Below are 12,861 nucleotides of genomic sequence, written 5' to 3'. Positions count from 1 at the left end.
GCGCCGGACGGCCGGGCTCGCCGGGACGCACGGGGCGACCGGCAGCCGGCGCCACGGGACGCGGACCACCGGGGGCGGCGGGACGCTGGGCGGCCGGGGCGGCCGGGCGCTGACCGGCGGGCGCAGCGGGACGCTGACCTGCCGGGGCGGCCGGGCGCTGGCCCGCGGGCGCAGCGGGACGCTGACCCGCCGGGGCGGCGGGGCGCTGACCGGGGGCGGCGGGACGCACGGGGCGTCCACCGGCCGGGGCGGCCGGGCGCTGACCGGGGGCGGCGGGACGCACGGGGCGTCCACCGGCCGGAGCGGCCGGGCGCTGGCCCGGGGCGGCGGGACGCACGGGACGCGCGCCGGCCGGAGCCGGACGCGCGGGACGGGCGTCGCCGGGCGCGGCCGGCCGCGCGGGGCGGGCGGCGGGCGCCTGGGGTCGGGCCGGGGCGTCTGCCCCGGCGGTGGTCGCCGGCGCGGACGCGCCGGTCGTGTCGGGCTTCGCCGGGGTGCCGGCGGCCGCTTCTGCCGTGGCCGAGCTCTTGAGCTCGGCACCCTTGGCCTGGATCAGTCGGGTCGCAACGCCTTCGTCCACGCTGGAGGAGGCAGTCGCGATGTCGTGCCCTCCGGCCTGGAGGGCATCGAGGACCGTCTTGCTCGGCAGGCCATGGGCTTTGGCGATCTCGTGAACGCGCTTCTTCGCCATCAAATAAAAGAGTGTAGAAAGTCGGGGTCGATGCTGATGGGCCGTCGGTAGGCGCGCTGGAAAGCGCGGCGCTTCACGGCCTCTTCCGCGCACGTGCTGGAGCACACGTACGCGCCTCGTCCTGGGAGCCGGCGCTCCTGATCGGGGACGACCCGATCATGGGACACCGCCAGGCGGAGGAGCTCCGCCTGGGGGGCGCGCCGGCCGCAGCCGACGCACCGCCGCTCGGGGTGACGTCCGTCTACGTCGACGGGACGTCCTCCGCCCCGGTCTCGGCCTCGTCGCCTTCGGGCGCCGTCGGGCCGTCCTCGTCCGCGTCGAGCACGGCGGACTCCGTGTCCTCGTCGATCTGCTCGCCGATGTTGCCATCGTCGACCAGGTCGTCCGGGGCCTCGTTCTCGAGCTCCACCGGCTCCGCGGGCGTGCCGTCGTCGTCCACCGGGACGATCGGGCCCTCGGCGGCGACGCGCTCGGCGTACGCCTCCTCGGCCCGGGTCACGATGTCCTGGACGTCCTCCTGGGACTTGTCCGGATCGGCGAGCGCGTCGAGCTCGTCCTCCGGGAGGTCCTCGAGGAGGGCGACCTCGACCGCACCGAAGCGCACCAGCGCCTGGTGCATCGGCAGACCGCAGAAGATGGAACCGGGCAGCGCGGCGTTCGGGCAGCGGCGCCCGGACGTCATGATCGCGGAGCAGCGGCCGTCACCGATCGGCTCCTCCTCGCCCTCGTCGCCCACGTCACCCGAGGGTGCCGCGGCCTGTGCGAGTGCGTCGCTGGCCTTCTTGATGTCGATCCGCCACCCGGTCAGGCGCGCGGCGAGCCGCACGTTCTGACCCTCGCGGCCGATCGCCTTCGTCAGGTCCTCGTCGGGAACGATGACGGTCGCCTGGCGGAGCTCGTCGTCGATGAAGACCTCGCGCACCTGCGCGGGCGACAGCGCCTTGGCGATGAAGCGCCCGGGCTCGTCGTTGAAGGGGATGATGTCGATCTTCTCGCCCTTGAGCTCCGAGACGACCATGCGCACGCGGGAGCCGCGGGGGCCGACGCACGCGCCGACGGGGTCGACGCCGGAGGCGTGCGAGACGACGGCGATCTTCGAGCGGTAGCCCGGCTCGCGGGCGACGCCGGTGATCTCGACCAGGCCGTCGGCGATCTCGGGGACCTCGAGCTCGAAGAGCGCGCGGATGACCTCGGGATCGCGGCGCGAGACGATGATCGACGGGCCCTTCGCGGACTGCGAGACCTCCTTGATCACCGCCTTCAGGCGCTGGTTGTGGTCGTAGCGCTCGCCGAAGACCTGCTCGGAGCGCGGCAGCAGTGCCTCGACGCGGTCGCGGAGCTGCAGCAGCGTGTAGCGGTTGTCCGACTGCTGGACGATGCCCGTGACCATCTCGCCGACGCGATCGGCGAACTCGTCGTACATCATGTCGCGCTCGGCCTCGCGGATCCGCTGCAGGATGACCTGCTTGGCGGTCTGCGCGGCGATGCGGCCGAAGTCGTCGGGCGTGACGTCCCTCTCGGGGATCTCGTCCGTGTGCTCGGCGAGCTTCTCGGCCGGGATCTCGATCTCGGTCGGCTCGATCCACTCGCCCGTCTCGGGGTCCTCGTAGCTCTGCTCGTCGATGGTCTCGACGATCAGGCCGGCCTCGAGCATCTCGGGCACGAGGAGCTCGATGACCCGGTACTCACCGTTCTCGGTGTCGAGCTCGACGCGGGCGTACTTCGCCGCGTCGGGCTGCTTCTTGTAGGCGGACAGAAGTGCGTCCTCGAGGGCGGCGATGAGCCGCTCCTCGGGGATGTTCTTCTCGCGCGCCAGGGCACGCATCGCCTCTACGATCTCGCGGGACATCTCGCTCCTACTCCTCGACGAGGTTGCTGCGATGGATCAGCTCGTACGGGATCGTCACGACGCCCCCGTCGGCCGCCAGGGTTACTGCGGCGTCATCCGCTCCGACGAGCTCGCCGGTGAACGACTTGCGCGGCTCGACCGACCCGTCGTCCGCACCGGCGACCGCGAGCGGCTCGCGGGTCCGGACGCGGACACGGCGACCGACGAACCGCCGGAAGTGCTCCGGCTTGACCAGCGGACGGTCCCGACCCGGGGAGGACACCTCGACGGCGTACTGCTCCCGCAGGTCGGTCAGGGCGTGGGTCACCTGGACGCAGAGGTCCAGGGTCACGCCGTCCGGATGGTCGATGAGCACGCGGAGCGTGCCCCCGCCGACGACCTCGGCCAACAGGACCTCGACCTCGGGCTCGGAGTCCCGGAGTCGGTCTTCGACGTTCTGCTGGATGGAGGCGGTCATGACGGGTTCGGCCATAAAAAAAGCGGGCTCCGTGCCCACTTCAAAGGTTGCTGCGGAGCGGTGCCCGGAGACACCACGTGTTCATCGTACCATCGCCGCATGCAGGAAGGTTCTGGAGTCGAGGCCCGGACGGGCGTCGACGACGCCCTGGAGGCTCTGGGGCTGCGCGTGCACCGGCCCGCGCCGGGCGAGTGGGGCGTCACCGTGCCGTGCGCCGGCTGGCCCCTGCACGTCGGCCTGCGCGCCGCGACCGGCCTGCTCCGCGTCCAGGCCGAGGTCGCGCCGCCCGGGGCCATCGATCCGGCGTGGCTCCTGCACCACAACCGCCGCGACCTGCTCCTCGTCCGCTACGCGAGCTCGTCGTTCGGCGCGGTCTGGGTCCAGGGTGAGCTCCCCCTCGAGGCGGCCACGGAGGCGCGGGTCGACGAGCTCCTGGGCCGGCTGCTGGAGGCCGCGGAGGACGCCCGCGCCGGCGCGGTCTGGCCACCGCCGGCCGCTTGACGCGCGGCTGCCCGCCGGCGGGTCCTCAGGCGTCGTCGCGCGGCGGCAGCTGCGCGCGGACCTGCTCCGCCCGCAGGGCCCGTGCGGCGTCGGCCTCGGCCGCGGCCTCTGGCTCGTCGCGGTCCAGGACAGCGATGGTGCGGTCCCGGTAGACCCGGTAGTCCGCACGGTCGGGCTTGAGCAGCGCGGCCATCGTCAGCGGCGGCCGCGCCTCGCGGTGGCGGCCCATGAGCTGGAGCGAGCGGCCGAGGCAGAACTGCGCGTAGGCGTTCATGGGCTCGAGCTCGACGAGCGCGCCGAACTCGTCGGCCGCGTCCCCGAACTGCCGCGCGCCGAACAGGGCCCGCCCGAGCGCCTCGCGGACCATCCCGGTCGACGGCTCGAGGTCGCGGGCCCGCCGCAGCGGCAGGGCGGCGGCGTGGTGGTCTCCCCGCTCGAGCAGGGTGAGCCCGGAGCGGTACAGCTCGAACGCGTCGGCGGACGACATCCAACGAGTGTCGCAAACCGCCGAGACATGCCCGCCGCGCGGGAGGCGCCGGGCCTCCCGCCGTCCACTCTGAATATGACAAGAGAGATGTGCATATTCAGAGTGGGCGCGGGGCGCGGCCGAGGCCACCCCGTCCCGGGCCCTGGCCCCCGGCCCGCCGGGTTCTCAGCGCAGCTCGAGGACCCGGTCCAGGATCGCGTCGGCGACCTGGTCCTTCGGGGCGCGCGCGACCTGACGGTCCTCCCCCGCGGTCACGATCGTCACCGCGTTCTCCGTGGCGTCGAAGGCGATGCCGGGCTGGGAGACGTCGTTGAGGACGACGGCGTCGAGGCCCTTCCGGGTCAGCTTGCCGCGGGCGTGCTCGAGGGCGCCGTCCCCGTGCTCGGCCGCGAAGCCGACGAGGGTCTGACCGGGGCGCCGGGCGGCGGAGAGCTCGGCGAGCACGTCGGCCGTGGCCTCCAGCTCGATCGTCATCCCGGCGCGGCCCTCCTTCTTGATCTTGCCGCCGGCCGGGGCGACCGGGCGGAAGTCCGAGACCGCGGCGGCCATCACCAGGACGTCGGCGGCGTCGAAGGCGGCCCCGCACGCGCGGCGCAGCTCCTCGCCGGTGCTGACCCGCACGACGGTGCAGCCGGGCGGGTCGGGCAACGCGACGTTCGCCGCGACGACCGTGACCTCGGCGCCGCGGGCGGCAGCGCGGGCGGCCACGGCGTAGCCCATGCGGCCCGAGGAGCGGTTGCCCACGAAGCGGACCGCGTCGATCGGCTCGCGGGTGCCCCCGGCGGAGACCAGGACGTGCAGGCCGGCGAGGTCACCCCCGGAGGCCCTGGCACCCGAGAGCGCGGATTCGACGGCGGCCAGCAGCTCGTCCGGCTCGGCCAGGCGGCCGTCGCCGCTCTCGCCCTTCGACGCGAGCCGGCCGCTGCCGGGGGCGATCAGCGTGACGCCGTCGGCGACGACCTGGGCGACGTTGCGCCGGGTCGCGGCGTGGTGCCACATGCGGTGGTTCATGGCCGGGGCCAGGAGCACCGGACACTCCGCGGCGAGGTAGGCGGAGCCGATGAGCGAGTCGGCGCGACCCGTCGCCAGGGCGGCGATCGCGTTCGCCGTCGCCGGGGCGATGAGGAAGGCGTCGGCGTTCTCGACGAGTGCCAGGTGGCTGATCGCGGCGTGCGTCGGCAGCGGGTCGCCCGGGAACGCGCCGCGCAGCGGGTCGGGCTCGAACTCGTCCGTGAGGACGGGGGCGCCCGTGATCGCCCGGAACGTCTCGGGGGCGACGAAGCGCTGCGAGGTGGGCGTCTGGATCACCCGCGCGGCGTGGCCCGCCGCGGTGGCCAGGCGGACGAGCTGGACCGCCTTGAAGGCGGCGATGCCGCCGGTGACGCCGAGGAGCAGCCGTGCCATCGGCCGGAGTCTTCCAGAACGTCCCGGAACGACGAACGCCGCTCGGGGCGGCGTCCTGGTGCTTCGGTCCTGCTGCGCGCCGCCCGCGGGGGCGGCGCTCCCCTACCGGTAGCGGTAGGTGATCTTGCCGGCCGCGACCTCTTCGAGGGCGATCGTCAGGTAGTTCTTCGACGCCGTCTCGACCATCGGGGGCGGGAACTCGTCGAACGCGCCCTCACCGAGGTTGTGGTAGTACGCGTTGATCTGCCGGGCCCGCTTGGCGGCGACGAGGACCGACGCGTAGTTCGAGTCGACGTTCGCCAGCAGCTGGTCCATACGCGGAGAGATCACACCGACGAGTGTAGCGCGACGGGGGTCCCTCCCGGCGGACGGGGTACGGCACCGACCGCGGTGGACGCCGGCGCGTGCGGTGGTCCGGCGCGCGTTCCGCGGCCGGACGGTGCCGGATCAGGCCTGGGCGGCGGCGCCGTCGAGCTGTGCGCGGACGATCCCGACGAGCTCGTCGACCGTGGCCTCGAGGTCGTCGTTGACGATCCGATGGTCGAACTCGTGCTGGCTCTCGAGCTCGGTGCGGGAGACCTCGAGGCGCCGGGCGATCGTGTCGGCGCCGTCGGTCCCGCGCGTCTCGAGGCGCTGCTGGAGCACCTCGAAGGAGGGCGGGACGACGAAGACCTGGACGGCCTCGGGCATCGTCTCGCGGATCTGGCGGGCGCCCTGGACCTCGATCTCGAGGACGACGGGCGCGCCCTCGCCGAGGTGCCGGTCGAGCTCTTCGCGCAGCGTGCCGTAGCGGCGGCCGGCGTACTCGGCGTGCTCGACGAAGTCGCCCTCGCCGACGCGGCGGGCGAACTCGGCGTCGTCGAGGAACCAGTAGTCGCGACCGTGCTCCTCGCCCTCGCGGGGCGGGCGCGTCGTCGCGGAGACGCTGAGACGGAGCTCCGGCAGCGTCTCGCGCAGCCGGCGGATGAGAGTGCCCTTCCCGACCCCGGAGGGGCCGGTGATGACGAAGACGCGTGCCACGGGTCCCCGACTCAGCCGCGCGGGCTGCGCAGCGCCTCGACGAGCTCGGCGCGCTGACGCGGGGTCAGGCCGCCGATCGTCTTGGAGGCCGAGATGCGGCACTGCCCCAGGATCTTGCCGGCGCGGACGCGGCCGTACTTCGGCACGGCGAGCAGCATGTCGACGACCTTCGCCGTCTCGAGCCACTCCGGCGGGTCCATGAGGAGGCGGTCGATGGACTGCCGACCGGACTTCAGATCCCGCTTGAGCGCCGCGCGCTGCGACCGCACCTCGTTGGCCCGCTGCAGCGCATCCATGCGCTGGTTCAGGGACCGCTCTGGCGTGGCCGAGGACTTGGACGGGGCGTTGGCGGCGGTCGACATCGCGGGGCGAGTCTACCCGGCCGCCGACCCCGGCGCGGGCCCCGGCGCCCAACTCACCTCGACCTCGAGTCGAGGTTCAGCTTAGGCTCAGGACGTCGAGTGTTGCGCCGTTTCGCGGTTAGCAGATGAGCGGCGCGAAAGGCCTCCTGCGGCCTCAGCCGAGCCACCCCGCGAGCAGATTCCCGAAGACGCCGGGGTCCTCCCCCGCGTCCCAATACGCCGTTGCCAGGCCCACGGCAGCCGCCCCGGCGTGTCCGAGGTCCCGGATGTCGTCCCCGTGCCGAACGCCCCCGCAGCCGACCAGGTCGACCTCCGGGGGGAGCGCTGCACGGAGTTGTGCGACCTGCCCCAGGGCGATCGGCTTCATCGCGGCGCCCGAGACGCCCCCGAATCCGACGTCGAGCGCGGGTCGACCATCCGTCCCGAGGGCGAGCCCGTTGGGAAAGGTGTTGCACGCGACGACGAAGCGCGCGGCCGACGCGGCGAGCGCGGCGGCGACCTCGGCGAGCTGGATCGGGTCCGCGAGCGGGGAGAGCTTGGCGCCGATGGGGACCGAGGCGCCGGCGGCTGCGGCCACCGAGGCGGCGACGAGCTCGGGGTCGAAGGACGCGATGCGGTGCTGGTGCCCGTCGTCCCAGACGTTGGGGCAGCCGAGGTTGAGCTCGACGAGGTCGGCCCCCGCGTCGGCGGCCAGGTGCGCCAGCGCGCCGTACTCCTCCGGGGAGAAGCCGGCGACCGAGACGATGAGCGGCTTGCCGGCCGCGCGGGTCAGCTCGGCCATGCGCGGGAGCTCGTCCCGGTAGAAGTCCGCGCCGCGGTTGGGCATGCCCAGGGCGTTGACGGCGTGGCCCGGGCGGGTCGCGTAGACCTCTCCCCCGTTGCCGTCGCGCGGCTGCAGGGTGATGGACCCCACGGTGACCGCCGCGACCGGGGAGCGGGCCAGCCGGGCGACGTCGTCGCGCGACTTCGCCGTCCCGGCCGCGTTGATGAGCGGGTGCTCGAGCGCCACCCCCGCCAGGGAGGTGGCGGGGTCGGCGGCGTTCATCACGCGTTCAGCTCCTGCAGCGCGATGACGCTGGGCTCCCCCTCGCGGGCCGAGGCGATCGCCAGCGCCGCGGCGCGTCCGGCGGCCACGGTCGTCAGGCACGGCACGCCGGCGGTGATCGCCGCGCGGCGGATCTCGTAGCCGTCCGTGCGGGCGCCCGAGCCCGTCGGGGTGTTGATGACGAGGGCGACGTTCCCCGCCTCGATGGCGGAGACCGCGGTGCCCGGGCCGCCGTTCGCGGCGTCCTGCAGCTTGCCGGTGCGCTCGCAGGGCAGGCCCGCGTCGGCCAGGGCCTGCTGCGTGCCGGCGGTCGCCAGCAGCGCGAAGCCCTGCTCGTGGAACATCCGGGCGACCTCGAGGGCCTCGGCCTTGTCGCTGTCGGTGACGGAGACGAAGACCGTCCCCTCCGCGGGCAGCGGCGAGCCGGCGGCGGCCGAGGCCTTCGCGAAGGCCGAGGGGAAGTCGTGGGCCACGCCCATGACCTCGCCCGTCGAGCGCATCTCCGGGCCCAGCAGCGCGTCCGAGCCGACGAAGCGGTCGAACGGCAGCACGGCTTCCTTCACGGCGACGTGGCCGAGGGAGCCGGCGCCGCCGGCCTCGGCGGGGAGCGGCAAATCGGCGATCGTCTCGCCGAGCATGATGCGCGCGGCCATCTTGGCCAGCGGCACACCGATCGCCTTCGAGACGAACGGGACCGTGCGGGACGCGCGCGGGTTGGCCTCGATGACGTAGAGGCGGTCCCCGTGGACGGCGAACTGGATGTTGATCAGGCCGCGGACGCCGAGCTCGAGCGCGATGCCGCGGGTCCACTCGCGGATCCGCTCGATCATGGCGTCGGGCAGCGAGAACGGCGGCAGCGCGCAGGCCGAGTCGCCGGAGTGGATGCCGGCCTCCTCGACGTGCTGCATGATGCCGCCGACCCAGACCGTGTCGCCGTCGCAGAGCGCGTCGACGTCGACCTCGATCGCGTTCTCGAGGAAGCGGTCGAGGAAGATGTCCTTGCCCGCGGTGAGGTCCGCCTCGCGGCGCAGGTAGTCCGTCAGGCCGGCGACGTCGTAGACGATCTCCATCGCGCGGCCGCCGAGCACGTAGGAGGGGCGGACGAGCAGCGGGAAGCCGACCTGGTCCGCGGCGTTCAGGGCGCCGTCGAGGTCGCGGGCCGTCGCGTACGGCGGCGCCTCGTAGCCGAGCTTGGCCAGGACGTCGCCGAACGCCGCGCGATCCTCGGCCCGGTCGATGGCCTCGACGCTCGTGCCGAGGATCGTCACGCCGGCGTCCTGCAGGCCCTGCGCCAGACGCAGCGGCGTCTGGCCGCCGAACTGGACGATCACGCCGTCGAGCGTCCCCGCCTGGTTCTCGACCTCGAGCACGCCGAGGACGTCCTCGAGCGTGAGCGGCTCGAAGTAGAGGCGGTCAGACGTGTCGTAGTCCGTCGAGACCGTCTCGGGGTTGCAGTTGATCATCACCGCGTCGCGGCCGGCCCCCCGGACCGTCATCGCGGCGTGCACGCAGCAGTAGTCGAACTCGATGCCCTGGCCGATGCGGTTGGGCCCGGCGCCCAGGATGACCACGGAGCGGTTGGGCGGCTCCGCGAGGCGGACCTCGTGGCGGGCGTTGCCGTCCCCGTCCGGCCGCTCCCAGCCCGAGTAGAAGTAGGGCGTCTCCGCGGCGAACTCCGCCGCGCAGGTGTCCACGGCCTTGAAGGTGCGGACGAGCCCGGCGTCGTCCCCCGGCGTCGGATCCTCGCCCAGCGCGATGCGCCGGAACTGCGCGAGGTACCAGCGGTCGATGCCCGTGGCCTCGTGGAGCTCCTCGTCCGTGGCGCCGCGGCGGACGGCCTCGAGCAGCACGTCGTAGCGCTCCGTCCGCGGCTCGCGCAGGCGGTCGACGAGGTCGGCGGCGGTCTCGTTCTCGCCCAGCCGCACCGGGCTGTCGAGCTCGCGGGAGCGCATGGCCTTCACGAACGCCTGGCCGAAGGTGCGGCCCATGGCCATCGCCTCGCCGACGGACTTCATGTGGGTCGAGAGCGTCTCGTCGACGCCCGGGAACTTCTCGAACGCGAACCGCGGCCACTTCACGACGACGTAGTCGATCGTCGGCTCGAACGCGGCCGGCGTCGCGCGGGTGATGTCGTTCGTGATCTCGTCCAGGCGGTAGCCGACGGCCAGGCGGGCGGCGATCTTCGCGATCGGGAAGCCCGTCGCCTTCGACGCCAGGGCGGAGGAGCGGGAGACGCGGGGGTTCATCTCGATGATGAGGATCTCCTCCGTCTCCGGGTTGACCGCGAACTGCACGTTCGAGCCGCCCGTCTCCACGCCCACGGCGCGGATGACCGTGATCGCCTGGTCGCGGAGCTGCTGGTAGAGGCGGTCCGTCAGCGTCTGCTGCGGGGCGACCGTGACGGAGTCGCCGGTGTGGACGCCCATCGGGTCGATGTTCTCGATGGAGCAGACGATCACGACGTTGTCGCCGTTGTCGCGCATGACCTCGAGCTCGTACTCGCCCCAGCCGATGACGGACTGGTCGACGAGCACCTGGCCGATCGGCGAGGCGTCGATGCCGCCGCGGATGATCGAGCGGAACTCGTCCTCGGTGCGGGCGATCCCGCCGCCGCGGCCGCCGAGCGTGAACGCCGGGCGGACGATCGCGGGCAGGCCGGTGATCGTGAGCGCCTCGTCGATCTGCCGGTCGATCTCGCTCGCGGCGATCTTGGCGCCGTCGGCGGCGTCGCCTTCCTTGCCGCGCACGATGAGCGAGGCGGGCATCTTCAGCCCGGCCTTCGCCATCGCCTGCGCGAAGAGGTCGCGGTCCTCGGCGCAGTTGATCGCGTCGTAGTTGGCGCCGATGAGCTCGACGCCGAACTTCTCGAGCGTGCCGTCCTCGTGCAGCGCCTTGGCCAGGTTCAGGGCCGTCTGGCCGCCCAGGGTCGGGAGCAGCGCGTCGGGGCGCTCCTTCTCGATGATCTTCGCGACCGGGCCGGGGAGCAGCGGCTCCACGTACGTCCGCTCGGCGAACTCCGGGTCGGTCATGATCGTGGCCGGGTTCGAGTTGACCAGGACGACCTCGAAGCCGTCCTCGCGCAGCACCTTGCAGGCCTGCGCCCCGGAGTAGTCGAACTCGGCGGCCTGCCCGATGACGATCGGGCCGGAGCCCAGGATCATGATCCGGCGGATGTCGGTGCGGCGCGGCATCAGGCGTCAGCCTCGTGGTCGGGGGTGGCGGTGGCGCCGTCGGTGGCGGTAGCGCCGGCGCGGGCCGCGGCGGCCTCGCCCGTCTGGCGGTTGACGCCCACGAGCGACGCCTGGTCGCCGTCGGCGCGGATCGCGTCGAGGAAGCGGTCGAAGAGGTAGCCCGCGTCGTTGGGGCCCGGCGCCGCCTCGGGGTGGTACTGCACCGTGGAGGCGTTGGCCTCGGGCAGCACCAGCCCCTCGACCGTGCGGTCGTAGAGGTTGAGGTGGGAGAGCTCGGCGGCGCCGAAGTCCGTCTCCCAGCGCACGGGCTCGTCCGTCTCGATGCGGCCGGTGCCGTCGGGCGTCTGGACCGCGAAGCCGTGATTCTGCGACGTGATCTCGACGCGGCCCGTCGTGAGGTCCTTCACGGGGTGGTTGCCCCCGCGGTGGCCGAAGGGCATCTTGAACGTCTGCAGCCCGACGGCGCGGCAGAGCAACTGGTGGCCCATGCAGATGCCGAAGACCGGCTTCTGCCCGAGGACGCCGCGAATCGTGTCGACGACGTGCTCCACAGCGCCCGGGTCGCCCGGGCCGTTGGCGAGGAAGACCGCGGCGACGTCGCCCTGCAACACGGCCTCGGGGCCGTCGGAGAGCGGGTGCAGGCGCACGCGGGCGCCGCGCTTCACGAGCTCGTCGATGATGGAGCGCTTGATGCCCGTGTCGATCGCGGCGACGAGCGGACCGTCGGCGTTCTCGGCCTCGCCGACGACGTGGGCGGCCTGCGGCGTGACGGTCGAGGCGAGGTCCTGCCCGTGCATCGGCGGCTCGGCCTGGATGCGGCCCTCGGCCGTCTCCTGGGGGACGTCGCCCGAGAAGACGCCGCCGCGCATCGCGCCCTTGTCCCGGATGTGGCGGACGAGCGCGCGGGTGTCGACGCCGGAGATCGCGGGGATCCCCTGCTCGGCCAGCCACGAGAGCCAGCCCTGCTCGGCGCGCGGGGCGTCGGAGGCGTCGACCGCGTCGCGCATGACCACGGCGCGGGCGTGAACCCGGTCGGACTCCATCGCCGCCGCGTTGACGCCGTAGTTGCCGATGTGCGGGTAGGTGAAGACGACGAGCTGGCCGGCGAAGGACGGGTCCGTGACGGACTCCTGGTAGCCGGACATGCCCGTCGTGAACACGACCTCGCCGGTGGAGCGCGTGCCGCCCGCGGCGTCGCCGCCGTCGGCCGGCAGTGCGGCACCGACGGAGACCCCGTCGAAGCGCGTGCCGTCCTCGAGGAGGAGGTAGGCCTCGGCCGGGCCCTGGGGTGCGGTCGTCATCGGATCAGCTCCTGGATCGCCTTGAAGTGGGGTGCGCGGGCGTCGCCGGTGAGCTCGAGCAGGATGCTCTCCGTCGTGCCGATCAGCGCGCCGGCGCGGGAGACGCGCGTCAGGCCGGCCTCGCGGTCCTCCGCGCTACGCGAGCCGACGGCGTCGCCGGCGACGTGGACGGCGAGGCCTTGGCGCAGCAGGTCCAGCGCGGTGCCCTGGACGCAGACGTGCGCCTCGATGCCGACGAGCACGACCTGGTCGCGGCCCTTGAGGTGGAAGCCCTCGGCGCGGGCGGCGGAGAAGACGGTCTTCTCCAGCCGCGGCGTGTCCTCGGGCAGCGCGGCGACGAGCTCGGGGACGGTCTCCCCCAGCCCCTTCGGGTACTGCTCCGTGACGAGCACGGGCAGCCCGAGGACGGCGGCGCCCTTCACGGCGCGGATGCTGCGCTCCAGCACGCGGTCGAAGCCGTCGATGGCGGGGCGGAACGCCTCCTGCAGGTCGACGACGACCAGCGCGGTGCGGTCGGGGTTGAGCCCGGCGAGGGCGGCGGGTTCGGTCATGC

12 protein-coding genes and 1 pseudogene are annotated in these 12,861 nt (G+C 73.5%); 1 reads left to right on the top strand and 12 read right to left on the bottom strand.

Annotated features, from left to right (window positions below):
* Positions 1 to 690: 690 nt before the first annotated feature.
* From F593_RS31195 to F593_RS0110610, 3 genes and pseudogenes are all read right to left on the bottom strand, one after another.
* Positions 691 to 903 (bottom strand): annotated as a pseudogene (locus tag F593_RS31195) (YlxR family protein); the annotation flags it as partial.
* 29 nt (positions 904 to 932) lie between these two features.
* Positions 933 to 2,540 carry a transcription termination factor NusA gene (gene nusA, locus F593_RS24215; protein ID WP_022928730.1) on the bottom strand — a complete coding sequence of 536 codons (1,608 nt, stop codon included), beginning with the start codon at positions 2,538 to 2,540 and terminating at the stop codon, positions 933 to 935.
* A 7-nt stretch (positions 2,541 to 2,547) separates the two neighbouring features.
* The gene (locus F593_RS0110610; protein WP_245540795.1) at positions 2,548 to 2,997 is read right to left on the bottom strand and encodes a ribosome maturation factor RimP; all 450 of its coding nucleotides are present in this window, start codon (positions 2,995 to 2,997) and stop codon (positions 2,548 to 2,550) included.
* A gap of 99 nt (positions 2,998 to 3,096) precedes the next feature.
* Here F593_RS0110610 and F593_RS0110605 point away from each other — a divergent pair, with 99 nt between their 5' ends.
* Complete coding sequence (locus F593_RS0110605; protein WP_022928728.1) at positions 3,097 to 3,498, top strand: hypothetical protein; 402 nt, start codon at positions 3,097 to 3,099, stop codon at positions 3,496 to 3,498.
* 25 nt (positions 3,499 to 3,523) lie between these two features.
* Here the strand turns inward: F593_RS0110605 and F593_RS24210 are convergent, their stop codons facing one another.
* The 9 genes from F593_RS24210 to F593_RS0110560 form a co-directional block, all read right to left on the bottom strand.
* Positions 3,524 to 3,985, bottom strand: coding sequence for a hypothetical protein (locus F593_RS24210; protein WP_022928727.1), 462 nt, complete (start codon positions 3,983 to 3,985; stop codon positions 3,524 to 3,526).
* A 165-nt stretch (positions 3,986 to 4,150) separates the two neighbouring features.
* The gene (gene coaBC / locus F593_RS0110595; protein WP_022928726.1) at positions 4,151 to 5,389 is read right to left on the bottom strand and encodes a bifunctional phosphopantothenoylcysteine decarboxylase/phosphopantothenate--cysteine ligase CoaBC; all 1,239 of its coding nucleotides are present in this window, start codon (positions 5,387 to 5,389) and stop codon (positions 4,151 to 4,153) included.
* A gap of 102 nt (positions 5,390 to 5,491) precedes the next feature.
* Positions 5,492 to 5,704 (bottom strand): DNA-directed RNA polymerase subunit omega, encoded by a 213-nt coding sequence (gene rpoZ / locus F593_RS0110590; RefSeq protein WP_022928725.1) that lies wholly within the window; start codon positions 5,702 to 5,704, stop codon positions 5,492 to 5,494.
* 132 nt (positions 5,705 to 5,836) lie between these two features.
* Positions 5,837 to 6,409, bottom strand: a complete 573-nt coding sequence (gene gmk, locus F593_RS0110585) for a guanylate kinase (protein ID WP_022928724.1) — start codon at positions 6,407 to 6,409, stop codon at positions 5,837 to 5,839.
* Between the two features lie 11 nt (positions 6,410 to 6,420).
* A complete protein-coding gene (mihF, locus tag F593_RS0110580) occupies positions 6,421 to 6,771 on the bottom strand; it encodes an integration host factor, actinobacterial type (RefSeq protein WP_022928723.1) in 351 nt (116 codons plus the stop codon).
* Between the two features lie 154 nt (positions 6,772 to 6,925).
* Entirely contained in the window at positions 6,926 to 7,816 is an 891-nt protein-coding gene (locus tag F593_RS0110575) for a tRNA-dihydrouridine synthase (protein ID WP_022928722.1), read from the bottom strand.
* The gene (gene carB / locus F593_RS0110570; RefSeq protein WP_022928721.1) at positions 7,816 to 11,007 is read right to left on the bottom strand and encodes a carbamoyl-phosphate synthase large subunit; all 3,192 of its coding nucleotides are present in this window, start codon (positions 11,005 to 11,007) and stop codon (positions 7,816 to 7,818) included. The genes F593_RS0110575 and carB overlap by 1 nt, the downstream gene beginning before the upstream one ends.
* Positions 11,007 to 12,308 (bottom strand): glutamine-hydrolyzing carbamoyl-phosphate synthase small subunit, encoded by a 1,302-nt coding sequence (gene carA, locus F593_RS24205; protein ID WP_022928720.1) that lies wholly within the window; start codon positions 12,306 to 12,308, stop codon positions 11,007 to 11,009. The genes carB and carA overlap by 1 nt, the downstream gene beginning before the upstream one ends.
* Positions 12,305 to 12,859, bottom strand: a complete 555-nt coding sequence (locus tag F593_RS0110560; RefSeq protein ID WP_022928719.1) for a hydrolase — start codon at positions 12,857 to 12,859, stop codon at positions 12,305 to 12,307. The genes carA and F593_RS0110560 overlap by 4 nt, the downstream gene beginning before the upstream one ends.
* Between the last annotated feature and the right edge of the window lie 2 nt (positions 12,860 to 12,861).

It is taken from the genome of Patulibacter americanus DSM 16676 (assembly GCF_000420025.1).
GTDB classification, from domain to species: domain Bacteria; phylum Actinomycetota; class Thermoleophilia; order Solirubrobacterales; family Solirubrobacteraceae; genus Patulibacter; species Patulibacter americanus.
This window is presented reverse-complemented; position numbering and strand designations above follow the sequence as displayed.